The 25,003-nt window shown below is 59.1% G+C and carries 21 protein-coding genes and 1 riboswitch; of the genes, 9 read left to right on the forward strand and 12 right to left on the reverse strand.

Annotation, left to right across the window (positions count from 1 at the left end; all coding sequences use genetic code 11):
- Nucleotides 1-21: 21 nt before the first annotated feature.
- From brnQ to Q0106_RS02370, 3 genes are all read left to right on the forward strand, one after another.
- Complete coding sequence (gene brnQ / locus Q0106_RS02360; protein ID WP_297608369.1) at nt 22-1,344, forward strand: branched-chain amino acid transport system II carrier protein; 1,323 nt, start codon at nt 22-24, stop codon at nt 1,342-1,344.
- 132 nt (nt 1,345-1,476) lie between these two features.
- Nucleotides 1,477-2,502 (forward strand): ABC transporter substrate-binding protein, encoded by a 1,026-nt coding sequence (locus tag Q0106_RS02365; RefSeq protein WP_297608371.1) that lies wholly within the window; start codon nt 1,477-1,479, stop codon nt 2,500-2,502.
- Between the two features lie 108 nt (nt 2,503-2,610).
- Nucleotides 2,611-3,789, forward strand: a complete 1,179-nt coding sequence (locus Q0106_RS02370; RefSeq protein WP_297608373.1) for a hypothetical protein — start codon at nt 2,611-2,613, stop codon at nt 3,787-3,789.
- A 93-nt stretch (nt 3,790-3,882) separates the two neighbouring features.
- On the opposite strand, the gene Q0106_RS02375 is transcribed toward Q0106_RS02370, so the two are convergent.
- Genes Q0106_RS02375 through Q0106_RS02390 form a run of 4 tightly spaced genes read right to left on the reverse strand, consistent with a single transcriptional unit; the run spans nt 3,883 to nt 8,434 of the window.
- Entirely contained in the window at nt 3,883-4,578 is a 696-nt protein-coding gene (locus Q0106_RS02375; RefSeq protein ID WP_297608375.1) for a lactate utilization protein C, read from the reverse strand.
- Between the two features lie 11 nt (nt 4,579-4,589).
- A complete protein-coding gene (locus tag Q0106_RS02380; RefSeq protein ID WP_297608378.1) occupies nt 4,590-6,095 on the reverse strand; it encodes a LutB/LldF family L-lactate oxidation iron-sulfur protein in 1,506 nt (501 codons plus the stop codon).
- 30 nt (nt 6,096-6,125) lie between these two features.
- Nucleotides 6,126-6,857, reverse strand: a complete 732-nt coding sequence (locus Q0106_RS02385) for a (Fe-S)-binding protein (RefSeq protein WP_297608380.1) — start codon at nt 6,855-6,857, stop codon at nt 6,126-6,128.
- A gap of 41 nt (nt 6,858-6,898) precedes the next feature.
- Entirely contained in the window at nt 6,899-8,434 is a 1,536-nt protein-coding gene (locus Q0106_RS02390) for an L-lactate permease (RefSeq protein WP_297608383.1), read from the reverse strand.
- Nucleotides 8,435-9,350: 916 nt separating this feature from the next.
- Here Q0106_RS02390 and Q0106_RS02395 point away from each other — a divergent pair.
- Together Q0106_RS02395 and Q0106_RS02400 are read left to right on the forward strand one after the other, a co-directional pair.
- Nucleotides 9,351-10,529 carry a Fic family protein gene (locus tag Q0106_RS02395; protein WP_297608386.1) on the forward strand — a complete coding sequence of 393 codons (1,179 nt, stop codon included), beginning with the start codon at nt 9,351-9,353 and terminating at the stop codon, nt 10,527-10,529.
- 265 nt (nt 10,530-10,794) lie between these two features.
- Nucleotides 10,795-12,381, forward strand: coding sequence for an AAA family ATPase (locus Q0106_RS02400; protein ID WP_297608389.1), 1,587 nt, complete (start codon nt 10,795-10,797; stop codon nt 12,379-12,381).
- A gap of 79 nt (nt 12,382-12,460) precedes the next feature.
- On the opposite strand, the gene Q0106_RS02405 is transcribed toward Q0106_RS02400, so the two are convergent.
- The 7 genes from Q0106_RS02405 to Q0106_RS02435 all read right to left on the reverse strand — a co-directional run bounded on the left by Q0106_RS02405 (nt 12,461) and on the right by Q0106_RS02435 (nt 19,095).
- Nucleotides 12,461-13,564 carry an amidohydrolase gene (locus tag Q0106_RS02405; RefSeq protein ID WP_297608392.1) on the reverse strand — a complete coding sequence of 368 codons (1,104 nt, stop codon included), beginning with the start codon at nt 13,562-13,564 and terminating at the stop codon, nt 12,461-12,463.
- Between the two features lie 100 nt (nt 13,565-13,664).
- The gene (dapD, locus tag Q0106_RS02410; RefSeq protein ID WP_297608395.1) at nt 13,665-14,363 is read right to left on the reverse strand and encodes a 2,3,4,5-tetrahydropyridine-2,6-dicarboxylate N-acetyltransferase; all 699 of its coding nucleotides are present in this window, start codon (nt 14,361-14,363) and stop codon (nt 13,665-13,667) included.
- A gap of 78 nt (nt 14,364-14,441) precedes the next feature.
- Nucleotides 14,442-15,152, reverse strand: coding sequence for a 4-hydroxy-tetrahydrodipicolinate reductase (gene dapB, locus Q0106_RS02415; RefSeq protein ID WP_297608398.1), 711 nt, complete (start codon nt 15,150-15,152; stop codon nt 14,442-14,444).
- A gap of 42 nt (nt 15,153-15,194) precedes the next feature.
- Nucleotides 15,195-16,082 (reverse strand): 4-hydroxy-tetrahydrodipicolinate synthase, encoded by an 888-nt coding sequence (dapA, locus tag Q0106_RS02420; RefSeq protein WP_297608401.1) that lies wholly within the window; start codon nt 16,080-16,082, stop codon nt 15,195-15,197.
- A gap of 216 nt (nt 16,083-16,298) precedes the next feature.
- Nucleotides 16,299-16,508, reverse strand: a riboswitch (Lysine riboswitch).
- A gap of 119 nt (nt 16,509-16,627) precedes the next feature.
- The gene (locus tag Q0106_RS02425) at nt 16,628-17,419 is read right to left on the reverse strand and encodes a basic amino acid ABC transporter substrate-binding protein (protein ID WP_297608404.1); all 792 of its coding nucleotides are present in this window, start codon (nt 17,417-17,419) and stop codon (nt 16,628-16,630) included.
- Between the two features lie 152 nt (nt 17,420-17,571).
- Nucleotides 17,572-18,045 carry a YbaK/EbsC family protein gene (locus Q0106_RS02430; protein ID WP_297608407.1) on the reverse strand — a complete coding sequence of 158 codons (474 nt, stop codon included), beginning with the start codon at nt 18,043-18,045 and terminating at the stop codon, nt 17,572-17,574.
- A 96-nt stretch (nt 18,046-18,141) separates the two neighbouring features.
- Complete coding sequence (locus Q0106_RS02435; protein WP_297608410.1) at nt 18,142-19,095, reverse strand: LysR family transcriptional regulator; 954 nt, start codon at nt 19,093-19,095, stop codon at nt 18,142-18,144.
- A gap of 404 nt (nt 19,096-19,499) precedes the next feature.
- Here Q0106_RS02435 and Q0106_RS02440 point away from each other — a divergent pair, with 404 nt between their 5' ends.
- Nucleotides 19,500-20,777, forward strand: coding sequence for an amidohydrolase (locus Q0106_RS02440; RefSeq protein ID WP_152158668.1), 1,278 nt, complete (start codon nt 19,500-19,502; stop codon nt 20,775-20,777).
- A 127-nt stretch (nt 20,778-20,904) separates the two neighbouring features.
- Here Q0106_RS02440 and Q0106_RS02445 read toward each other — a convergent pair whose 3' ends face one another.
- Nucleotides 20,905-21,810 carry a LysR family transcriptional regulator gene (locus Q0106_RS02445; protein WP_297608413.1) on the reverse strand — a complete coding sequence of 302 codons (906 nt, stop codon included), beginning with the start codon at nt 21,808-21,810 and terminating at the stop codon, nt 20,905-20,907.
- Between the two features lie 167 nt (nt 21,811-21,977).
- Here Q0106_RS02445 and Q0106_RS02450 point away from each other — a divergent pair, with 167 nt between their 5' ends.
- From Q0106_RS02450 to Q0106_RS02460, 3 genes are all read left to right on the forward strand, one after another.
- The gene (locus tag Q0106_RS02450) at nt 21,978-22,583 is read left to right on the forward strand and encodes a hypothetical protein (RefSeq protein WP_297608415.1); all 606 of its coding nucleotides are present in this window, start codon (nt 21,978-21,980) and stop codon (nt 22,581-22,583) included.
- A 117-nt stretch (nt 22,584-22,700) separates the two neighbouring features.
- Complete coding sequence (locus Q0106_RS02455; RefSeq protein ID WP_297608418.1) at nt 22,701-23,756, forward strand: hypothetical protein; 1,056 nt, start codon at nt 22,701-22,703, stop codon at nt 23,754-23,756.
- 223 nt (nt 23,757-23,979) lie between these two features.
- Complete coding sequence (locus Q0106_RS02460) at nt 23,980-24,819, forward strand: DUF4886 domain-containing protein (protein ID WP_297608421.1); 840 nt, start codon at nt 23,980-23,982, stop codon at nt 24,817-24,819.
- Nucleotides 24,820-25,003 lie beyond the last annotated feature (184 nt).

Genomic DNA, 25,003 nt, shown 5'->3' on the forward strand with positions numbered 1-25,003 from the left:
TAAAACAGGACAATCAGAGACATGGACAACAACAGCACACGCTACATCGCCATCGGCTCGATGCTGTTTGCACTCTTTTTCGGCGCCGGCAACCTCATTTTCCCGGCAGCCATGGGGCAGACGGCAGGCGCAAATGTTTACTGGGCGCTTCTCGGCTTCTGCATTACGGGCGTGGGTCTTCCGCTTCTCGGCATTGTCGCTGTCGGCTATTCGGGCTGCCACGATCTGCGCGAAGTGGCGAGCCGCGTGCATCCGCTCTACGGGCTTTTCTACACGGTGATCTGCTACATGGCGATCGGCCCCTGCTTCGCCATTCCCCGTACGGGCACGGTCTCCTTTGAAATCGCCGTCCGCCCCTTCCTCGGGGCTGAACCCTCGTCCTTTGCGCTTCCCGTCTTCCTCGCGATCTTCCTCGGGATTGCCTTCTGGCTCTCGTCGTCGCCCTCGAAGCTCGTCGACCGCATCGGCAAGTTCCTGACGCCCGCGCTTCTCGTGACACTCGCCGTCCTCATCGTCATGTCCTTCGTTTCGCCGATGGGCGACTTCCAGGCGGCGACCGGCGCCTACAAGGATCCGCTTGGCGCGGCTGTTCAGGGCGTTCTTGACGGCTACAACACGCTCGACGCCATTGCGTCGCTCGTCTTCGCCACGCTCGTGATCGGCTCGGTTCGCGAAATCGGCTTCAAGGATCCGAAGGCCGTGAGCGCGCAGGTCTGCAAGTCGGGCCTTCTCGCCGGCATCCTGCTCGCGATCGTCTACATCTTCATCGCGAAGATCGGCGCGGAGAGCGTTTCCGCGATCGGCATGCAGGAAACGGGCGCTCCGGTGCTCGCTGAAAGCGCGAAGATCTTCTTCGGCAATGGCGGCGCCATGCTCCTCGCCGTGATCGTGCTCCTTGCCTGCCTCACGACGGCGGTGGGTCTGCTCACCTGCTGCGCGGCCTTCTTCCTTGAACTCACGGGCAAGCTCACCTACGTCACCTGGGTCGGCCTCTTCACGATCATCTCGTACCTCATCGGCCTCTTCGGACTCAAGACGATCATCGTCTCGACCATCCCGGTGCTGATGTTCATCTATCCGCCCTGCGTGGCGCTCATCGTCCTCATCTTCCTTCACAAGTTCTTCGGCGGCCGCCAGTGCGTCTACGCCTGGACGATGGGCTTCACCCTCGTGATGGCGTTCGTGAACGGCCTTGAAACCGCCGGCGTCAAGATGGATGCGCTCGAAGCAGTGCTCCGCGCCTGGGTTCCCTTCCACGCTCAGGGCCTCGGCTGGATTCCCTTCGCCGTCGTTGGCTTCGTGATCGGCCTCATCTGGAAGGCTGTCCGTCCCGTGAAGGCCTGATGCGGATAATCCGTCTCAATCCTTAATTCCCCAGGGCGCCACATCATCCTCAAACGTGATCCGGCGCCCTTATTTTCTCTAAACCTATCTCAAATACCACCCGTTTTCGTACGCTTATAAGGAGAAGAAAAAATGTCCTCAGCCGCCTCTCAAAGCCGCCTTCTGAAAACCCGTTCCCGCCTCGCGATTCTTTTTTCCGCGGCGCTTCTGGGCTTCGGCTTCAATGCGGGCTTTTCGGGCGCTGCTGAGGCCGCGGAAGCTCCCGTCAACATCGGCGTCGTGCAGATCGTCGACCATGAAGCGCTCAACGACACCGTGAAGGGCATCGTCGACGGCATGGCCGAACGCGGCTGGAAGGACGGAGAAAAAGCGCGCTTCGATCTTCAGAACGCGCACGGCGACCAGTCGACCCTGAAGAACATCGGCGACCGCTTCGTGTCTGAAGGTTCGTCCCTCATCTTTGCCGTGGCGACCCCCGCCGTGCAGAGCATGGCGAGAACGACCAAAAAGATCCCGATCGTGGGTGCGGCGGTGACGAGCTATTCGGCCGCGAAGGTCGTGAAGTCCGACGACCGTCCGGGCGGGAACGTCACGGGCGTCTCCAATATCGGACCGGTTGCCGCGCAGCTCGATCTCCTCCTCAAGCTCACGGGTGGAAAGAAGCGCGTGGGTTCGATCTACAACGCGGGCGAAATCAATTCCGTCGTGCAGATGGATCTCCTTCGCGCGGCTGCTAAGGAGCGCGGCGTGGAGCTGATTGAAGCGACCGTGTCGGGCGTGGTCGACATCCAGCAGGCCGTCCAGACGATGAAGAACAAGGTCGACGGCTTCGTCTTCCCGACCGACAACGTCGTGGTTTCCGGCATGGCCGTGATTCTGAAGACCACGGTTCCCGCGAAGCTTCCGACCGTTGCGGGGGACCTGGGGAGCGTCGCAGCGGGCTGCACCGCGGCCATGACCGTCGACTACTACAAGCTTGGACGCCAGGCGGCCGACATGGGCGCGGACATTCTTGAAGGAAAGAGAAAGCCCGCCGAAATGAGAATTGAAACTCAGGACGTGAAGCAGCCGACCATCAATCTCAGGGCTGCGAAGGCGATCGGACTTGCCGTGCCTGAAGACCTTCTTGCCGGTGCGATCCTTTACGAAGGCAAATAATCTTTTTCGAAAAGAGAAGAATTCAAAGCGGAGCTTCCTGAGAGATGACTCCGCTTTGTTTTTAGAATGGCCGGGCAAACTTCTTTCTTTGAGCGGAGGATATTGCTGGTGAGGAACGGCCTTGCGCTCGCGGCAATGGCGGCGACGCTTGCCGCAGGCGCCTTTTCGATCGACTGGATCATTTTTGACCGCGTCGACTACCTCGCCGACGTCCGGGTCGTTGATCCCGTTCGCTATTCGGGCGAGCTCATCGACGAAGGACGCTACGCCGACGCCGAGGAATACGCCGCCTTCTGGCTTTCGCTCCCGGGCGTCGCAGCGGACGACCGGCAAGCCCGGCAGGTGGAGGCGAATCGGCTCCTTGCCCACGAGAAGCGCTCCGAGCTTTCCTATCAGGCGGCCGAAGTTGCAAAAGGCTTCCTTCTGGGCGAAAGCGAGGAGGACTACGGCCGGGCGGCGGGCGTCGCTGCGGACTTCACGCTCTACGGCGACTTCCGGGATCTGGTCCGCGAGGCCTCGCACTGGCTCTCGAACGAAGAGGTCGACGTCCTCATTGCCGCGCTCGCGGGTGCCGGGATCGGAATCACGGCGCTTTCCTTCGGACCGCAGGCGGGGGCTTCCGGCACCGTCAAGGCGGGCCTCTCAGCACTGAAAGCCGCGAAGCGCTCGAAGCGGGTGCCCGTGAAGCTCTTCGAAGAAGCCGGCGCGGTGCTTGCGGACGCCGCAAAAAGCGCGTCGAGGGCAGGAAAGAAAGCCGGAACAAAAGCCGGTACGAAAGTCGGGACGAAGGAAGCGTCCGAGGCCGCGTTCAAAACGCTCGCCAGACTCGCGCCTCTCGTCGACCTTGCCCGCTTTGCCGAAAAAGAGGGCGCCCGGGCGGGTCTTGAGGTGCTTGCACGAAGCGAGCATCTCACGGACATTCCGCGGGTGATCAGGGCAGCGGAACCGTTCGGCGAAAACGCGGCGGCTGCCTTGAGAACGCTGGGGCCCGATTTCGTGCGGGTGTCGGAGAAGCGCGGAGCCGCGGAAGTGAAGGCGGTTGCGCGCTATGGGCCCGATGCGGTGACGAAGCTCGAGCGCGTGCCGGCGAAGACGTTCCTGAGGGACATGCGGCATCTGAAGGCCATCGCAACGGAGAGCATTTATCGGGTGATCCGGTTGTGTCTCAGAACCGTCGAAATTCTCTTTTCCGTCATCACGGGCCTCATTTCAGTCGCGGGCTTTCTCTCGAGCGCGGTTTCCTGGATCAGGCGTTTCGGGAAAAGAGGAGAGGCACAGAGCGCCTGAAGCTCAGGAGCCTGAGCGCTCATCTCTATATAGAGCAGCGCCGGCCTCTCCCGGGGGAAGAAGCCGGCGCATCGAAGAACTGCTGAAAAGAAATTACAGATCTTCAATTACGAGGTAGACGGCCTTTAGAGGGCCGTGGACGCCCACCACCTTGACGAGCTCAATGTCTGCCGTGGAGCTCGGACCCCCGACGAGGTTGATGCAGGAAGGCATGGGAATGCCCGCTCGAAAACGCTCATGGAGCTTCTTCGAGAGCAGCCCGAGGCGCGGGAGAATCGCGCTCTTCTTAACGACGAAGATCGTGTTCTGCGGAAGAAGACTCACGGAACGCCCGTTCTCAACGGAAGAGAAGAGCACCATCGTGCCCGATTCGGCGAGCGCATTCTCCGCCCACACAACGCCCGTGCGGGAGGTGGAGGCGCGCTCGGAATTCTTTCTCCCTTCGACGCTTCCCCATTCCCAGGCGTTGGGGCCGATCGCGTCTGTCGTGACGCCGAGGTCCTTCAAGTCCTTTTCGGCAGAAAGGAGCACTTCGCCGTCGCCGAGTTCAGCGGCAATGTCCTTCACGGCTTTGGCAAGCCCGGCCGCGGTCGTGAGGCGGCAGTCGGCAAGGTTCACCGAACCCGAGATCTCAAAGAACATCTTGAGGAGTGCATCGGGCGAAAGGTCGGCAAAGCGCGTGAGCGCGTAATCATTCACGGGCTTCGCAGCGGGGAGCGGCTCCGTTCTCACGGGGCGGCCGAGTTTGGCGGCAAGAGCGCCCAGGAAGGCTTCGCGGTTCTTGATCATTTGTTGTCTCCTTATTTCTGATTCTTCTTGTTTCCGAGGCTCTTTTCGTGTTCGGCGAACCAGGTGCGGAAGCTTTCGCCGTCGCCTTCCGGAAGGTCGCGCGCATTGGTCCAGGCCTTGATGACCTTGGGCTCAATCGGCGCGCGCCCGTTATGAATGCCGAGCTTCATCGCCGGAGCGCCCGCCTTCATCGTGAGGTTCCAGAGCCAGGGCGAGCCGTTGGCGACGCCGAAGCCCTTCATGGCGAGCTTTTCGCCGGTCGGCCGGATGCCCATTTCCACTTCCGCAATGCGGTGGCGGCGGATGAGGCCGGAGAGCGGGATCTTCACCGGGCAGACCGAGTCGCAGGCGGTGCAGAGCGTGCAGACCTGCGGGAGATCGCGGAACTTTTCATAGCCGCCGATGAGGGGCGTGAGAACGGCCCCGAGGGGACCCGGATAGATCGAGCCGTAGCCGTGACCGCCCACCTCGCGGTAGCAGGGGCAGGTATTCATGCAGGCGCCGCAGCGGATGCACTGGAGAATGGGACTGAACTGCGAGGCGAGAATGTCCGAGCGCCCGTTATCGATGATGACGAGGTGGAATTCCTCGGGGCCGTCCAATTCTCCGGAGCGCTTCGGGGGCGTGAGCCACGTGTTGTAGCCCGTGAGCCGCTGACCCACCGCGCTTCGCGCGAGCATGGTGATGAGGACGTCGACCTCGGCAAATGAGGGCGCGAGGCGCTCCATGCCCATCACGGCGATGTGGGTTTTGGGGAGCGTCGTGCAGAGGCGGGCGTTGCCTTCGTTCGAAACCAACGCCATGGAGCCCGATTCGGCAACGGCGAAGTTGCAGCCCGAGATGCCCACGTCGGCCGCAAAGAATTCGGGGCGAAGGGTCTTTCTCACGAAAAGCGTCATGTCTTCCGGCGTGTCGGAGCCCGTGTAGCCCATGGTCTTACGGAGCGTTTCCTGAATCTGACGGCGGTCGCGGTGAATGGCCGGAACCACGACGTGCGAGGGCGGGTCCTTCGCGAGCTGAAGGAGGAACTCGCCGAGGTCGGTTTCCAGAACCGAGACGCCGGCGCCCTCGAGGACGTGGTTGAGGCCGATTTCCTCGGTCACCATGGACTTCGACTTCACGACCTTCTTCGCGTTCTTCGACTTGATGACGGAGAGAATGTAGTCGGTCGCTTCTTCCTTCGTGCGCGCGAAGAAGACGTTTCCGCCCCTCTTGTCGATTTCTTCAGAGAGCTTGTAGAGGTAGGCGTCGAGGTTTTCGAGAACGTCCTGGCGGATCTGTTCCGCACGCGCTCTCCAGCCTTCCCAGTCGCCGAGGTCGTTGACCATCTTCTGGCGGTTCCTGCCGATCAGGTCCTGGGCCTTGGCGACGGCCGCGCGCATGATCTGGTCGTGCGTCTGGCGGTCGAGCCGTTCGTGAAGGGGGAGGCGGTTCGTGACGACGCAGTCGTCGGGGTTCGCAACGTTGACGACGAGGGGGCGCTTGTCAACTTCGTGGTGAGTTTCAGTGGAATTCATTTTGGGACTCATTTGGGGAAAGCAGGGGGATCAGCGGGACATGAGCACTTCAGCGATGTGCATGACGCGGATGGGGAGCTTCTCGCGCGCAATGCGGCCGCCGATGTTGAGGAGGCAGCTCGAATCCGCTCCGATCACGTAGTCCGGGTACTGGGTCTGCATGTGCTCGACCTTTTCCGAGACGAGTGCACCCGAGATCTCGGACATCTTGACGGCGAAGGTGCCGCCGAAGCCGCAGCAGATTTCCTGGCCGGGGAAGGGAAGAAGCTCGAGGTCCTTCACGTTCTTGAGGAGCTTCAGAGGCTCCTCGCGGATGCCGAGCTTTCTGAAGAGCGAGCAGGACGGGTGGTAGACGGCGCGCCCGGGGAGCCGGGCGCCGACATCGGTGATGCCGAGTTCATTCACGATGAAGCCCGTGAGGTCGTGAATGCGGGCGGCAACTTTTTCCGCGCGCTCGGCCCATTCGGGCTCCTCGGGGAGGAATTCGCGGAAATACTTGGCGTAGGTCTTCACCGTGTAGGTGCAGGAGCCGGCCGGAGAGACGATGGGGTAGTCGTTCTCTTCAAAGGTCACGATGTTGTTCTTCATGCCGGGGATCGCCTCGCGAATCCAGCCGCTGTTGATAGCGGGCTGGCCGCAGCAGCTCTGGCGCTTCGGGAAGACGATTTCGCAGCCGAGCTTCTCAAGAAGGAGAACCGAAGCGGCGGCAGCGCGGGACTTCACCGCGTCTCCGATGCAGGTGCAGAAGAAATTGACTTTCATTTTTGGGATCCTTGGGGAATTTGAATGGGGAAAGAAGGAATTCAGAAGGCAAAGAGACCGGTAATGGCGGCGAGAATCACTGCGCCTGCGACGGCATAGCGGAGCGTTCCGGAAAGCATCTTTGAGGAGCTCTGGGCAAGCACCGCCGAGGCGGATGCGGCAATCGCGATGCTCTGCGGCGCGACCATCTTTCCGACGGTGGCGCCCGCGGCATTGGCGGCGGCAAACCAGACAGAGCTCATGCCGGCTTCGTGCGCGGCGAGAAGCTGGAGCTTCCCGAAGAGGACGTTCGAATTGACGACGCTCCCCGTTACGAAGGTGCCGAGCATCCCGAAGAGGGGCGAAATCCAGGCGAAGCGGTCGCCGGCGGCTTTAATCAATGGCTCCGCGGTTTTCTCAATGAGGCCGCTCACGTCCATGACGGTTGCCATGGCGACGATTCCGCAGATGGCGACCCCGGCAGGCGCGAGCTGCTTCGCGGTGCGCGCGAACGCTTCACCCATGATGCCGGGACCCGCGCCCTGAATGAGGCCGCCCAGAATCGTGGAGATCAGGATGAGGACGCCCGGCGTCGCAATCCAGTCGATCTTCGCCGTGAGCACGCGCCCGTCATCGAGCACGAAGCGGATGGGCGTCGCGACGGCGGCAAGTTCGCCCGAAATCTTCGGGAAAAGCGGGCTCGCGGCGAGGATGAGGACGAACATCACAAGGTAGATGCTTCCTGCACGCAGGAACCCGAGCTCATGCGTCGCCTCCTTTTCCTTCCCGAACCGGCGGTGTTCGCCGGGGGTCTTGTGCTCGAAGATGCGGAGCCAGAGAAGAAGATAGACGAGGCTCGTGAGGCTCCCCGCGAAGGCGACGAGCTGCGGCCCGAGAAGGCGCGCCGTCAGGTACTGCGGGATGGTGGTCGTGATGCCGATGCCGATGAGGAGCGAGAGGATGCCCTTCACCGCGCCGAGGCCGCCTCCGACGATCGAGACCATCGCGACGGGAAGCAGGAAATTGAAGACCGCGAGCTGAAGAATCACCGTCGAGGAGAGGTCCGTGACGGAGAGGCTCGTGAGGTCCGCGAGCATGATCATCGGGATCCCGGCCGCGCCGAAGGCGGTCGTGACCGTGTCGGCGATGAGCGTCGCCACGGCCGCGCGCATGGGCTCGAACCCGAGCGCGAGGAGAATCCCCATGGGGATAGCAACAGAAACGCTGAAGCCCGCCGCGCCTTCGAGGAAGCCCCCGAAGCACCAGGAGATGAGAAGAATCTGGATGCGGCGGTCGTCGGTAACCGCCGAGAGGCTCTTCTCGATCACGCTGATGGCGCCGGTGCGCAGCATCACGTTGTAGGCGAAGATCGCCGCGAAGATGACGAGGACGATGGGCCAGAAGCCCTTGATGACGCCGTAGGAGACGCTTCTTTCAAGCGTTCCTGCGGGAGTGCCGAGGTACCACCCCGCGATCCCAAGAACGATCACGAGCGTGATCAGGATCGAAAGGTAGATGGGCACTTTGTACCTGAGGATCAGGAGGGTCATTACCGCGAGCGGAAAGAGACCCGCAAAAACCGGGAGTATCGACTCCATGATTTCTCCGAAAATGCTTTAAACGTTGCGGCGCATGCAGGATGCTTGCGCGTTTGATTTCCGGACAGTCTATGAAGTGCCGTTTACAGATTGAATCCGTCAATGGAATGGATTTTCAGAAGAATTGGTATTAACCCGTATTGTCATTATTACTACTTGTTTACTAGATAGATACGTAGTTCTTGAAGATCAAAATATCCTTTTATTCTTTAAATAGATTATTAATAATGCCCGGCGTTTAAATCTTTAGGTATGAAGCAGAATGCAGAATAGTGCGTGGAACGGCGCGCTTTTGCGTTTATTTGGGAGCGCGCCGCGCCGAATCAAAATTTTCCCCTGCGAGGATCCCGAACCGGCGCTTTCATCAGCAGACCGGTTCGTGCCGCCTCAAGGCTTGTCTTCTTCTGCGGCTTCCAGGGTCGGAGGTGAGGAAAGCGCCCTGAAGCGAGTCTTTTTGCTCGTTTATGAACGCGGCTTTGGCAGGAATAGTCGGAAACTACTCAACCTGCCAGCCACATAGTCGGCAGCTGGCAGGTAACCTGTTATTTTGCCCAAAAATACGCAGTTACCTGCCACCTACCTGCTATCTGTCTGGCAGGTACCTGGTACCCAAAGAATGTCCCGCAGCCATAACCGGCGACACATCACTCTTTTTCTGCGTCCGCGCTTGCCAGATCAGAGGTCGTCGGCAGGAACCTTCGCCGCTTTTGAGTCGGGTGTCCGACGCGGGTTGGAAGCGCACCACTCGTGATTCAGGATGTAGCAGGAGCCGCATCTTTATCTGCGAGTCATAATATTAAAGATATGAGTTTAAAATTTTAATAATTGAACAGCATTCAACACTATAATTAAAGAAATGAATCAAATTCTTTAAGTTGCGCCAGGCTTATTAAAATTTCTTAAAGGTTGAGTTACTGTGATCAGCAACAATCCGAGATCCGGATTTATTCGGCAGAACCTTGCCGGAGCCCAGAGTTACGGTTCGTTCGTGCCGGCTTCACTCCCGCCGAAGCCTTCCATAGAACCGGATGAAGAACTGAACGGACTGCTTCTTGAGGCGAAAACAAAACTCGCGTATCTCAAGGGAGCTGCGCGGCATATTCCTAATATGCAGATGTTCCTTGCCATGTACGTGCGCAAGGAGGCGCTCTTTTCTTCTCAGATCGAAGGCACGCAGGCTACGCTCGACGATATCCTCGACCCCATGGTTGACCATACCTGCAATCGCGACATTCTCGATGCCGTCGACAATGTGCAGGCCGTCCTCTTTGCCGTAAGGCAGCTTCAGGACGTCCATGGGCTTCCCTTAAGTCTCCGTCTGCTCCGGGAATCGCATAAGGTTCTTCTCGGGCATTCGAGAGGCAAGGACAAATCTCCCGGAGAATTCCGGCATTCCCAGAACTGGATCGGACCGACAGGATGTTCCCTGCGAGAGGCTTCCTATGTGCCTCCTAATCCGGAAGACATGATGGAGGCGCTCAATGCCCTCGAGTTGTACCTGCACGCCCCGGATGATTTGGATCCGCTCATTCGCGCCTCACTCATACATTATCAGTTTGAGACGATTCATCCTTTTCTCGACGGCAACGGCCGCGTCGGGCGCCTTCTTATCCTCCTCTTTCTCATGGATCAGCAGGTCATCGATGCACCTTACGTATACATTTCGTATTTCCTTAAAATACACCGCACTCAGTATTACGAGCACCTGACATCAGTTCGCGAGAATGGTACGTACGAGGCCTGGGTGAAATTTTTCCTTCGGGCAGCCGGAGAGGCGGCTCAGGATGCGATAGAAAGCATTGAGAAGCTCTCGGCACTCGCCGCGGCTTCCCGCGAACGAATCCTGTCGGGTGTCCGCGGAACCAGCGCACGCGCCAAGCTGGAAGCGTTCCTGAGCTACCTTGAGGGAGCTCCGATCATTGAGATCAAGCGAACCGCTTCGGATCTGGGCTGGAGCTTCCCGACAACCTCCAAATACGTAAAGCTCTTCTGCGAAGCCGGCATCCTGAAGGAAGTGTCAGGGCGGTCGAGAGGACGGGTGTTTGCCTTTGAAGACTATCTTGCTGTGCTGAGGAAGGACATGGAGCCGCTGTGAGGTAAGTGGCCAACCTTAAACCGATCGATTCGGATCGCTGGGAAATTGAGACCGGAGTTCAGCGCTTTCCTCAACGCGGGCGGCGCTTCCTGATCAGTTTCTACCGTAATCGGGCGAGCTGAGGATTCATCGATAATAAGATTGTCTGGAACGGGAAAGTTTTCCGATCCGGGTGCTTTTGTGTTTTCGTGGAAAACGAACATGACGCAGTAGAAACGATAAGATTGAGTTCAGAGCAAATTAGTCAGAAATCGCCAGGTCCGATATGAAGCAGTTGCCGTTAAGTGTTTCCGATTTTTCCTATCTTCGTAATCCGGCGAAGGACTACCTTTACGTGGACAAGACCGATCTGCTTCAGTCGATGATTGCGAGGTCGAAACTCGTCTTCCTTGCGCGTCCCCGGCGCTTCGGCAAATCGCTGCTGGTTTCGACGCTCTCGGAACTTTTTGCGAACGGCCTGGAGAAGTTTTCGGGACTCAAGATTGAGAAAACCTGGGACGACCGCACGTACAAGGTCATGAAGCTCGATTTTTCGCGCCTCATGGGCAATGACAGTATTGAAGGATTCCTTCAGGCTTTGGACGACCGTCTGGTGCTCAATATTGCTGAGGCGGGCTTTGATGTGCCTGAAACAGTGCGTCTGGATCCCGTGCTGCGCTGGGAGAAGTTTCTTGCTTCCCTCAAGGAGGATTCCCTTGTCCTGCTTGTTGATGAATACGATGCGCCGCTGACGGAAAAACTTCATCACCCGGATCTGTTTGAGAAAATACGGAATGTAATTTCGAATTTTTTCGGCGCTTTGAAAACGTACTCCGGACGCTTCCGTTTTGTCTTCATTACCGGGATCATGCGGTTCCAGCAGGCTGCTTTGTTCTCGAACTTCAATGACATTCGCGACATCTCTTTCATGGCGCTCTATGGCGGATTGCTGGGCTTCACCGAAGCAGAAATAAAAGGTTCATTCGGTCCCTGGATTGAACATGCCGCTGCCGTAAGAGGTGAAGCCTATGAAAGTGTTCTGAAGCGATTGAAGGTTCAATATGATGGCTTTTGCTTTGACTCAAGCGGTAAAACGCATGTCTATGCACCTTGGTCAGTGCTGAATTTCCTCTCATATCCGGAAGAGGGCTACGACAACTACTGGTTTCAATCCGGAAGCGGTACCTCGGCACTTCTGCGCAACTATTTCCGGACGCATCAGCTTTTTGATCCCGCTAAGTTCGATCGGCCGATCTATACCACGATTGCGTCATTGAGATCATCGAGTCATGTCGCGACTTTGGATGACACACAGATTCTGGCGCATACCGGCTACCTGACGATCAAGGATGCCTCGCCGGACGGGATGATAGCCCTGGGCTTCCCCAACGAAGAGGTGAGGCAGTCGCTCGGAATGCTCCTCAAGACGACGTTCTGGCCTTCCGACTTTGAACGTAATGAGTTGACCTCAGCTTTCTGCAGCGCGCTTGTCGAAAAAGATCCTCAAAAGGTTCTTTCGGTGCTTAATTCCATTGTGCATCATCTCGACTATCAGAACTTCACGCTTACAACGGAAAGCGCCGTACGGCAGCTGCTGCAGATTTTCTGTCTGGGCGGCGGTCTGAAGACCCGGATCGAAACGCACTCGCCGCGTGGGCGGAGCGATCTCGAGATCTCTCTTCGTCAGCTTGATGTAGTTTTCGAAGTCAAGCACGTCAGGAATGCCGCAGAGGGCGAAAAGGCGCTCGAGCGGGCTTTGACCCAGATTCAGGAGCGCGATTACGGCAATAACATTCCGGGCCGTGATTTGGTCCGTTTCGGCATCGTGTTTGCAGAAGATGCGCGGCGTTTCTGCAGGATCGGAATGGCTTGAGGAAGAGCGCGCAGAAAGCTTTGAAAAACTTCGTCCGGAGTAGGAACGCTTCCGCTCCGGACGCGTTTGGGCAGCCTCCTTACTCAAGCGGCAGCAGCTTCGTATAAATCTCGACTCCGCGCTCTAGCACGCGTTCGTCAAAGTTGAAACGGTCGGAATGAAGCGGAATTCCCGTGCCCGTGCCGAGGAGCATGAAGAGTCCCGGGAGCGTCTTCTGGTAGAAGGCGAAGTCTTCAGCAATGAGAAGGGGCTTGGGGAGCTTCTGGAGTTCCGGGATGCGCTTTTCGGCATCTTCGAAAAGATTTCGATCGTTGATGACGGGCGGATAGCCGTCGGATTTCGTGATGCGGATCCCGACGGAAAGATCCTTGCTGATGCGGTCGGCGATTTCGTGGAGATGGTCCCAGGCGTAATTGAAGGCTTCGCTGCTGAAGACGCGGAGCGACCCTTCGAGGTGCCCGGCTGCGGCAATGGCGTTTCTCACGGTGCCGGCAGTGACGCGGCCGAATTTGAGCGTGGACGCCGGGTCGACTTCGGATTTGAGGCGCGAGAGCATCTGGTCGGCTTCAACGACAAAGCGCGCCATGGCGAGAAGCGCATCCGCGCCGTCCTCGGACTTTGCAATGTGCGTGCTTTTCCCCGTAAAGTCGACCGTGATTTCGTTTGACTGCGCGAGAAGCGGACCGGGAAGGGACGCCACGACGCCCATCGGGAGATCGGGCCAGAGGTGGAACCCGTAGATCGCCGTCGCGTTCTTATCCTTAAAGACCCCCGATTCGCAGATGAGGCGCGCGCCGCCGGTGGTCTCTTCTGCCGGCTGGAAGACGATGAGAACGTTCTTCGTGAGCTTTGATTTGAGCCCTGCCACAACCTCGGCGAGCCCGAGCGCCATCGCCATGTGGCCGTCGTGGCCGCAGGCATGCATTTTCCCGGGATGCGTGGACTTGAAGTCCGAATCCACGGCTTCGCAGATGGGGAGCGCATCCATGTCGGAGCGGAAGGCCACGGTCTCGGGCTTCCCGCAGTCGAAATAGGCGCAGACCGCATGGCCTTCGGGCGAGAAGACCTCGCAGGGAAGGTTCGCGAGCACGCTGCGGATGTAGGCAGTCGTTTCGGGAAGATCGAGGTCGAGTTCGGGGATGCGGTGAAGATCGCGGCGGTAGCGGGTAAGACGCTCGAGCATGGCTGAAAAGGGCAGAGGGAGAGTAGGAGAATACGGATCCGGCCCGGGGAAAGCTTCTCCGGGCCGGAAATGACGGCATTCAATCGGGGGTGAATGCGTATCAGAGGGTGCGGAGTGCGTCTTCAAGCACGGTCTTCTGGGTCGTGCGCTCATCCTTCTTCGTCTTGATGATGCGCGCGGGAACGCCCGCGACAACGGCGCCCGCCGGAACGTCATTGATGACGACGGAACCGGCGGCGACGACCGCGCCTTCGCCCACGTGGATGCCTTCGATCACGACGGCGTTCGCGCCCACGAAGCAGTTGTCTTCAATAATGACGGGCTTAGCGGAAGCGGGCTCGACCACGCCCGCGAGCACGGCGCCAGCGCCGATGTGGCAGTGCTTGCCCACCGTCGCGCGGCCGCCCATGACGACGCCCATGTCGATCATGGTGCCTTCGCCGATCACGGCGCCGATATTGATGATGGCGCCCATCATGACGACCGCGCCGTCGCCGATCGTGACCTGGTCGCGGATCACCGCGCCCGGCTCGATGCGGGCGTTGATGTTCTTGAGGTCAAGAAGGGGAATGGCCGAATTGCGGCAGTCGTTTTCAATGACCATGTCGTCGATCTTGTCCTTGTTCGCTTCAAGGATGGGACCGAGAACCTTCCAGTCGCCGAAGACCACCTTGTCGCCCGCGCCGAAGACCTGGGCCGTGCCGTAGTCGATCGGAGCCTTTTCGCGGATCGTGATCTTCACGGGGGTCTTCTTCTCAGCCGTGGCGATGTAGTGAATGATTTCCTGGGCGTTCATCATTTGGGTAAATTTCCTCTTGGAATCGGGTTGCGTAAAAGTTTGATTTTGTCCTGGGACTGTGAGCGTTCGGTATTTCTCTCAGGAGAAAAGCAGGTCATCCATGGTGTACCAGCCGGGCGCCCGGTCCTTCAGCCGCTCGCCCGCCTTGATGGCGCCGAGCGCGAAGATGCGGCGGGATTCCGCACGGTGGGTGAGGGAGAGCTCCTCGTCGGGTCCGAAGAAGGAAACCGTATGGACGCCGGCAACGGTGCCGCCTCTTACGGCATGGACGCCGATTTCGTTCCCCTCGCGCTTCATCATGCCCTCGCGGCCGTAGACCGTGCGGCGCTTGCCTTCCGGGTCGATGGCCCGGAGGAGGAGCTTCGCCGTTCCGCTCGGGGCATCGGCCTTCATGCGGTGATGGGTTTCGACGATTTCGATGTCGAAGTCGTCCCCGAGGAGCTTCGCGGCTTCAGCCGAGAGGTGCTTGAGGACCGCTACGCCCACCGAATAGTTGGCTGAAAGAATCACGGGAGCGCACTCTGCGAGGGAGCGGATTTCGGCGGCCTCTTCAGCGCTGTAGCCGGTAGTGCCGCAGACGAGCGCTGCGCCCGTCCTGCGGATGTAGGCCGCGACCTGAGGGAGCGCCGCGGGGGAGGAGAAGTCAATGAGCGCGTCGACCCGGCCGAGGTTCGCGAGTTCATCAATATTCCCGGCGAGGTAGGCGCCTGCGACTTCAATACCGCGCTCTTCGGCGCAGGAGGCGATCATTTTTCCCATTCGGCCCATGCCGACGAGCGCGATTTTCATGGTGAATCCTTTTTCCTGGATGTGTGTGTCCAAATCTGAAGCTCAGATGAGGCCCGCAGCCGCCATCGAGCGGCGCAGCGTCTCGCGGTGGGCTTCCGTCATCGGGCAGAGGGGGAGGCGGTAGCCGCCGACGTGCTTGCCCATCAGATTGAGGGCTTCCTTCACGGGGATGGGGTTGACTTCGATGAAGAGGTCGTTCGTGACTTCGAGGAGCTTCAGCTGCAGGTCGCGCGATTCCTTCACGCGCCCTTCGAGGAAGTCCATCACCATGCGGTGGGTTTCTCTCGGAGCGACGTTCGCGAGCACCGAAATGACGCCCGAGGCGCCGAGCGCGAGCATCGGAACGATCATGTCGTCGTTGCCCGAATACATGACGAAGTCGTCGGAGAGGTAGCGGGCAATCTTCGCGGCATAGGAAATGTTGCCGCTCGCTTCCTTGATGCCGATGATGTTGGGGTGCTTCGAGAGGCGCGCCACGTTGGCTTCCGAAATCGAGCAGCCCGTGCGGCCCGGGACGTTGTAGAGAATGCAGGGAATCTTCACCGCATCGGCGACCGTCGCGAAGTGGCGGTAGATGCCTTCCTCGTTCGCCTTGTTGTAGTAGGGCGTGATGATGAGGAGGCCGTCGGCTCCGAGGCGCTCGAAGGCGAGCGACTTCTCAAGCATCGTGCGGGTGTCGTTAGAGCCCGAGCCGCAGATCACCGGAATGCGGCCCGCGACGCGCTTCACCGTGTACTCGCAGACGGCGTTGTCCTCTTCGTGCGACATGGTGGAGGATTCGCCGGTCGTGCCGAGGATGACGAGCGCATCGGTTTCGTTTTCGAGGTGAAAGTCGATGAGTTCGCCCAACTTTTCAAAGTTGACGGAACCGTCGTCATTGAAGGGTGTGACGAGAGCAACGAGGGAGCCGCGTACGGGGATTCTGGACATGATGGATTTCGCTCTGAAGGGTTGAGGGTCTGGTCCGGTACGACCGTGAGGGAGCTATTGTGCCTGAAAGGGCGGAAGCGACCCGGGGAGAGCGGCGCTGGGAATGAAAACTCGGGCTCCCCCGCGGCGCATAAAAGAAAAGCGCCAGCAAGGTTGCAAGAGCCTTTCTGGCGCAAAGCGGCAAAGCAGGCAGAGCGCTTAATGCCGCAGATTGACCGGAAAGATAGCGCAACTGCCGGGATGCTTCATTCGTCTCTTAATGAAGCCGATTCCCACCGATTGGCAGACAGTCCCGCAGGTATCTCCTGCGGACCCACCTGCGGTCCCTGCCGGGAAAAGCCGCAGATTCGGCGGTTTTGCCTCGCTTCGGGATCTCTGCCTGCCGGCTCCTCCGAAGCTTCTCGCAACCGCACCTCTATCGTTCGTATCTCTAACCTTATCAGATGAAGCCGCCCGGGATAGCGGCCTGAGAGTAAAGAGAAGTGCTTATATCGGTCGATCCGGATTAAGCGACTGCTTCCCCGGGCGTCGCCCGAAAGCGGCGCTCAACGCGAGAGAAGCGCTGCGGGCGGCTCTTTCCCGAACCACTTCTGATAGATCTTCGAGAATTCGCCCGACGCCTTGATGGCGCTGAGGCCCGAGTTGATGCGCTTCAGGAGCTCGGTATTGCCCTTTTTGACCGCAATGCCGAGATTCTCTTCTGTGAGCGCAACGGGGAGCGAGAGGACGCGGCCCTTCCCCGCAACGGCTGCGTAGTAGTCGTTCGTCGGGATGTCGTTGATGACGGCGTCGACGCCCTTGTTTCTCAATTCAAGGAAGCATTCGTTCAATTGGTTGAAGACCCGGACGCGGGCGTTCGGGATCTTTCTCGCGGCTTCTTCGCCCGTGGAGCCGATGGAGACGGCGAGGAGCTTTCCTTCAAGGTCCCTGGCCGTGCGGATCGTCGTGTTGTCGATGTTGACCACCACGCCCAGGCCCGCAATGTAGTAGCGGTCCGAGAAGTCGACGCTCTTCGCGCGCTCCGGCGTAATCGTGATGTCGTTGATCGCGATGTCGATGTTTCCGGTCTTCAAAGCCGGAATGAGGCCGTCAAACGCAATGTTGCGCACTTCGACATTGAAGCCTTCAGCTTTCCCGATCGCGCGGATCACGTCGACGTCGAAGCCCACATACTGGCCCGTCGCGGAATCGCGGGAGCCGAAGGGCGGATAGGCCGCATCCATGCCGGCAACGAGAAGAGGCTTTGAATCGGCCGCTGCCGTGAGCGGAGAGAAGGCGGCAAGGCCCGCGGCGGCGGAGCCAAGGGCGAAAAGCTTGAGGAGCGTGCGTTTCTGCATCGTAGAGGTCCGGAAGAATAGAAGTGTTCCTCGAAACATACCGCAGCCGGCATGCTCATGCGAACGCTTCCCGAGAGGTATTACGCTCCGGATCAAGAAAGCGTCCGGAAGCGGAGGCTTCGGCCCGTGAACTTCGTCCTTCTGGAAAAGAACTATTCGTCTTCACGGGCGAGATCCACCCACTCGTCGGGCGGCGCTGCCTTCTCGAGCTCTGGGAGCGTGAGGCGCACCACGGTCTCTGCCGTTCCGCCCGCGGGATAGAGTTCGGGGAGCGACCTGAGGGACTCGTCGAAATAGATCGGAACGCCCGTCTTTGCGCCGATCGGCGTCATGCTGCCCGGACCGTGTCCGGTCATTTCGAGGAGCTTTTCCGAAGGAATGAATTTCATGCTTTCCTGGAAGCGCATGCGGAATTTCCTGCCGTCAACCCGGGCGTTCCCCGCGAGCACGATGAGCGCCGGCCCGGTATGGAGCTTTACAGCCATGGTTTTGGCGATGAGCCTCGGCTCGCATCCGAGAAGCCGCGCGGCGTCGGCGACGGTCGGAGTGGCGTCCTTTTCAAAGAAGACGATCCGGTCGAGGAGCCCGATCGGTTCGAGCGCTTTCTGAACGGAGGCGAGCGTCATGATGATGGTCTTCAGAAATGATGGAGGACATCGGAAAAAGCCGGCGGTAAAAGCCGGAAGCGGCAGCAGCTTGTCTGTCGACCCAGCCAGGCTGCGTCAGGATACGAGCACATGGTATTCCTTCTGAAGCCGCTGATTCTGCTCGCCCTCGATCTGCCGGCGGCGTTCAATGTACCAGTCGACGAAGGTGCGCACGCGCTTCAAGCCCGCGGCTTCCGTCGTGGTGCCGATGTAGTTTTCAAGGTTCGGGACGTGCCAGCCGTCCAATACCGGCACCAGGTCGCCCTTCACGATGTCTGCAAAGCAGTGGTGCGCCGGGAGGTCGAGAATGATGCCTGCCCCTGCAATGGCGGCAGCCTTGGCCGAAAGGATGTTGTTGAAGCGGATTTCGGACTTGAAGCGGTAGGAGACCTCGTCGCGGCCGAGCTGGAGAATCGCCGGGTGTTCGCGGCAGTCGCCCGTGAAGAGGATGCCCGAGTGCGAGGAGAGGTCCGCGGGTTTTCTGGGGAAGCCCCGTTCGCTGAGATATTCGGGCGAGGCGCAGGCGACGAAGAGAGAGCGCGACACCCAGTGTTCTACAAGCCACTTCTTTCTCACGGGCCCGTAGTAGAGCATCACGTCGCAGTCGCCCTTCATGTAGCCCGCGGACGCGTCGTCCACGGTTACGTCGAAAGATACCTCGGGGCAGAACTTCTGAAAGTCGACGAGCATCGGGACGATCTCGTGCTGCATGAAGCCCGGCATGCAGCCGAGCCGGATGCTCCCCGAGAGCGAATCCTGATTGCGGGCCAATTTCCCTAGACGGTCCTCAAACTGCTTGAGAAGGGGCTCAAGCGACGCCTGGGCTTCAAGTGCAAACTGCGTGGGCGTGATGCGGCGGCCTGATCGAGAGAGAAGGGGCCTTCCGACTTCCTCCTCGAGCCCGGCAATGATGCGCGAGAGCTGCGCCCGGTCCATGCCGTTTCTGATCGCTACGCGGGAAATCGCGCCCTCGCGGAGCACTTCAAAGAGAAGCTTCCAGACTTCAAGATCAAACCGGTGCTGCGGCATTGGAACAATCCCTGATAGAGATGAATACGAACGAATATTCGTGAGCAATTCGTCACGGAAAAGAATGCCTGAATTGTAAAGGAAGAATGCCGCTTCCCACATGCATCAGGAAAAACCGAATGCCGCTGCGAGCGGGGCAGGAGTCTTTTCAAATCGTGATGATTTCATCATGCATGAGCGTGTTGAATTAGTTGCTCAATCAATGTCGGTTGGGGCATATAGTAGAGGTATGAAAAGAGATCCTCGCGCGATCTTTGAGCGGCGGATCGGTCAGGTTTACTTTGAATGCTCCCGATGCATGCAGAGCGCATCTTGATTCGGTTTTACGCCCTTCAGGCATCGCGCCGGGGTCCTCCATTTCCCAGACCCCGCTCAACGGCGTCAAATTAAAAGGAGCAAAAAGGATGTCCTGCCTTTGCAAGTATCACGACGAACTCATCAGCACCCGTCGTCACCTTCACACCATGCCTGAAGAGGGCTGGAGCGAATTCACGACGACGGCATACATCGTCGAGAAGCTGCGCAAGCTCGGCTATGAAGTTCTGATGGGCAAGAAGGTAATCAACCCCGACAACTGCCTCGGCCGCAGCCAGAAGGTGGTGGAAGCGGGCCTCGCCTACGCCCGCAAGAACGGCGTTTCCGAAGAGCTGCTGAAGGAAATGGACGGCCTCACGGGCTGCGTCGGCGTGATGGATACGGGCCGCCCCGGTCCCACGCTCGCGATCCGCTTCGACATCGACTGCGTGCCGGTGACCGAATCGACGGATGCCGACCATATCCCCGCGAAGGAAGGCTTCTGCTCGACCCGTCCGGGCCTCATGCATGCCTGCGGCCACGACGCCCATACCTCCACGGGCCTTGCCGTCGCGCACTGGTTTGCCGACCACAAGGACGAGATGAAGGGCAAGCTCAAGATTCTCTTCCAGCCGGCTGAAGAAGGCGTGCGCGGCGCTGCCGGCATGGCCGCCTCCGGCATCGTCGACGATGCGGACTATTTCCTGGGCGCTCACATCGCCATGATGTGCAAGACGGGCGAACTCTCCGTCAAGCCCTACGGCTTCCTCTGCACGACGAAGCTCGACGTCACCTACACGGGCCGTCCGGCTCACGCGGGCGTCGAACCCAATGCCGGCCGCAACGCCATGGCCGCCGCCTGCAACGCGTTCGTGCAGCTTCTCGGCATTGCCCGCCACGGCTCCGGCATGACCCGCATCAACGTGGGCCAGCTCATCGCCGGCGAAGGCCGCAACGTGATTCCGTCCCATGCCCTCATGAAGATGGAAGTCCGCGGCGAAACGGGCGACATCAATCAGTACATGTACGACGCGGCCGTTGCCATCATCAAGGGCTGCGCGATCAGCCAGGGCTGCGAATACAAGATTGAGAAGATGGGCGAAGCCGTCGACCTCACGAACGACGAAGAGCTCGTCGACGTCCTCACGAAGGCGGGCGAAGCCGTTGAAGGCATGACCGTCCGCAAGGACCCGATGAACTTCGGCGGTTCCGAAGACGCCACCATCCTCGCGCGCCGCGTTCAGGCGCACGGCGGCAAGGCTGCGCTCTTCGTGATCGGTGCGAACCGTCCGTCCGGCCACCACACCTCGAAGTTCGACATTGACGAAAAGGCGCTGGATCAGGGCCTCGCCGTCTGGACGAACGCTGTGAAGGAAATCCTCGGCTGATAGCACCCAGAGGGGAAGCTTCTCTCCTCCCGGGGAGAAGCTCCTCAAAAGGGAAAGCGGCGCGAAGCTCCGGCATCAACGGAGTTCCGCGCCGTTTTGCGTTCGGGGACTTGAGGTTCACCAAGCCTCAGGCGGACGGCAGCGCCTCCGCAAAGGGACCGGTCGAAAAGTCCTTGGCCATGCTTCTCGCCATTGCCACGAGCCGCATGAGGGCGGGCGAGGCCGTGGAGAGCGACGGGAGTGCAATGCCGAGCGTCACGCGCTCCTGGGGCGAGAAGGGCTTCAGAACCACATTGCCCTTGAGGTTGATGCTCTGGAGGCGGTTGTTGACTGAAACGCCGAGCCCCGCATTCACCATCGCGTAGGCGGAATAGGGGTCGTTGGTGATGAGGTGCGTTTTGGGAGCCGTTCTGTGACGCGTGAAGAAGTCGTCGATGTCGGTGTTGTGATGCACGCGCGGATAGATGAAGGGCTCTTTCGTGATGTCTTCGGCCGTCACCGTATCGCGGCTTGCAAGAGGATGTCCCGGCGGAAGCCAGGCGACGAATTCCGTTTCCATCAGCGGGAAGAAGTCCCCGTCATAGGAATGCTGCGAGAGAAAAGCGCAGTCGAGGGTGCCGTCCTTCAAGCGCGTGACAAGTTCCTGGTCGGTGCCTTCAACGGTGGAGAGCGTAATCGCCGGATAGGCGTCGGAGAAGTGCTTGAGAAGCGGCGGGAGCCACGTGGTCGAGATGCTGAAGTAGCTCCCGATCGTGAGTTCGCCCATGACGAGGCCCTTCACGGCAGCAATTTCCTCATGAACGCGCTTTTCTGCTAGAAGAAGCTCTCTCAGGCGCGCAATAACGGGCTCCGCTCCCTTGGCGGGGACGACGCCTCTGCGGCCGCGAAGAAGAAGCGTTGTTTTGAGCTCATCCTCTAACGACGTGATCTGGCGGTTGAGGCCCGACTGCGTCATGCCGAGCTTTTCTGCCGCAAGCGAAAAACTTCCTGCCTCTATGGCAGTGATGAGGTAGGAAACCTTTTCGAGACTCATGACAGACAAACTCCGCGGTAAATTTGCGCCGGAACAAAAAAGCACATCGATTGTACGCATTTCCAATTCGAATGGCGATGACCGTTTTCAAGCCGGGATCCCGCATAATTTCTAGGGAAGAGCAGATTTTTGCCAGTACTCAGAGAAGAGCCTCGGGAGGAGCGGAAATGTCGGCAGCGCCATCAGAAGAATTCCCTGCAGCGCCGAGAGATTGGTCGAGGACCGAAGTCAAGGACGGCGTCTGCACGATCATCCTCGTCCTCACGAAAGTCGAGCAGCTTTTTGATACCGATGTGCCGGTTCCGAGCGAATACGTGGCGCTCGACAGCGACGTGCTTGATTTCTTCACGAGCACGATCAAAAAGCACCAGAAAGCGTGCCGTGAATTCCGGCTCATCGTCCGGCTTCCCGAAGAGGCGCTCCGAGAAGTCGAGCCCTACATGCGTACGAGCGTTGATCTGACGCTCAAGGGCTATTTCCTCGCGCGGGAGAAAAGAATCGCGGAGCGCCTTCATGAGCATTTCCAGGATGCCTGGAAGATGTTCGGGTTCGGCTTTGCCTTCATGCTTGCCTGCACGCTGCTGAGAACCTATCTCGCGCCCGAAGAAGTTCATTCGCTCATGAGTTCCTTCCGTGAGGGCCTTCTCGTGATCGGCTGGGTGGCGCTCTGGAAGCCTGTTGAGGAGCTCCTCTTCAACTGGTGGCCCCTGAAGCGCGAACTTGTCTCCTGGCACAAGCTCTCAAAAATGGAGATGAAGGTCGAGACCTTCTGAACGACATAATCTGACGCTTCATTCTCTACGATAACCATAGAAGGAAGCCGGACGGTTTTCCCGCTGCGCATCGGCGCTTCGGAAGTTCGGCTTCGAAAAATGTTTTGAGAGAAGGACATGAAGGATCAGATCACTTCCAAGAGCTCTGTCTCTGAAATCACTTTCGGCGAGGCGCTCGCTGCGGCAGCAAAACATCTCCCGGGGAAGAGTAGCGTCGGAGAGCTCCTCACGCTGGATATCGCGCTCAGAGCGGCGGCAGATCTTGCTGAACACAATCACCCGGAAGACGATCAGCTTCTTTCGCTTCTCTGGCTCTTCCCCAACGAGATTGCGGGCTCCCGTACGCCCGGCAGCATGAAGGCGCTGATCTCCGGCGTCAGGAAAGTGTGGGCCGGGATCCTTTCGGCAATTCCCGGGACGCATCAGGCTCCAGAGCCGTTCAGCACCGGAGACGAGCCCTCCGTCGCGCGCGTCATCGCGGCGACCTATCTGCGGATGGTGATTCAATCCGGCAGGGCGGAAGCGCTCAGATTGTCGGTGAAGCCGGCTCCCGGCAAAGAAGTCTTCTACGAAAGACTGCTTGCGATCGCCGGAGCGTTGAAAGAGCATTCTCCGGATCTTTCGGGCGAGCTCCTGCTTGAGGCGGTGAAGCGCGCCATTCGGGATGAAGGGTTGAAGCAAAAGCTTCTCCCGGAGGAAGTCCGCGACGCGATCTGGACTTTTTCGCTCCGGCCTCAGGTTCCGAGAGCGGAGGGCGATGCGGCCGTCAGAAGTCTTCGTTGCTTTTTGAGCGGTTTCTGGCTCTCCACCGCAGTGTCCGCGACGGATGGCAGGGTTGAGGCGCTTTATCTCCTTGCAGAAGAAGGCAGGGGAGAAGCCGGGAAAGGCGCTGGGGAAGAGGGCGCGGCGATCGAGCGCCTCGCGGCTTCCATTGCCGTGCGCTTCTCAAAAGTCTTCAGCGTCGCCAAAACGCAAAAGAAGGAAGACGGGATCGAACTCAGTTTCCATCGTGCAGGCATCTCGGGCTGGCACATGGGGCTTCGCCTCAAAGGCCGTCATGACCAGCTGCTTCGAAGCCGGGAAGCGGATCCCTTGACCGAGTTTGTCCGCATGGAGCCGAGCTGCGACCTGAAGGCGCAGCTCGGGCAGATCGGAAGGCTCGCTTCTATTTGATCGGCGCATCTTAAGAGTAAACAAGAAATTCTGAATCTCCATTTCATGAAGATGTCAACCAGAGTCCGCGCAAACTAACTTTGCTCGATCTGCATGCCGGCATTCCCTGGAATAGGTATGACGGCTTGAGGGAGAAGCGGTAGGCTTAACCGGACCACAATCTTCTTCCATTGGAAGACTTTTTCGGATGGGTTCGGAACCATCCGGCAAAAAGGAGATGAAAATGCACTTCAAAAAGATGACGGCGCTTTTCGCCGCTGCAGCGGCTTTCACGATGGCAAGCGCCGCCTTTGCAGCCGACTACACGGTGAAGCCCCTTGTCACGGACCTCAAGGCAGCGCCCGAGCGCGTGCTCCTGGTCGGCAATTCCTTCATGTACTACAACTGCGGTGTTAACGGATACCTCTCCGGTTTTGCCAAAGCGAAGAACGCGAAGCTCTCAGCAACGATGGCGACGATCGGGGGAGCTGGTCTCGACTGGCATGACGTGAAGAGCTATCTGCGTCCCAATGGCTTGAGCAGCTATTCCACGCTTAACGACGGCAGCAACCGCCTGGTCTTCCATAAGTACAAGGACGGGAAAGTCTTTGATGCGGTGGTTCTTCAGGACAACAGCCAGGGCCCGGTGCATCCGGAACTCAAGAAGTTCTTCGAAAAGTATGCCGCCATCCATTCGAAGGACATCCGCGCGACCGGTGCTGAGCCGCTCTTCATGATGACCTGGGCCTACAAGGACAAGCCCGAAATGACGAAGGCGCTCGCCGACGCGACGACGAAGGTGGCCAATGCCAATCACGCCATGGTGGTCCCGGTGGGCCTCGCCTTTGCAAGAGCGCTTCGCGAACGCCCGGACCTCGGCATGACGGTCGCGGATAATCGCCATCCGACTGCTGCGGGGAGCTACCTTGAGGGCGCAGTGCTCTTTGCCACGCTCACAAAGTCCTCTCCCGAAGGCGCGAAATTCAATGGCGGGTGCGAGAAGCCGCTCTCCGACAAGGACGCCGCATTCCTGCAGCGCGTTGCCTGGGAGACCGTGACGGAATTCTTCGGCTGGAAGAAATAACGGGTTTTCTCTGTCAATTCTCTGAAGCTCCCCAAAGGCTTCGGAAGTGACGAGGGTCCGTTCGGAAAAAACAGGGCGGGAAGATCGTTTGCCGGTCTTCCCGCCCTGTTGCATGGACTTGAGGAACCGTAGGATCAATCGAAGCCGCAGCTCATGATCTCGACGAGGTTCCCGTCGGGATCGC

Origin of the sequence: uncultured Sutterella sp. (genome assembly GCF_937923675.1) — a bacterium.
Lineage (GTDB): Bacteria > Pseudomonadota > Gammaproteobacteria > Burkholderiales > Burkholderiaceae_F > Sutterella.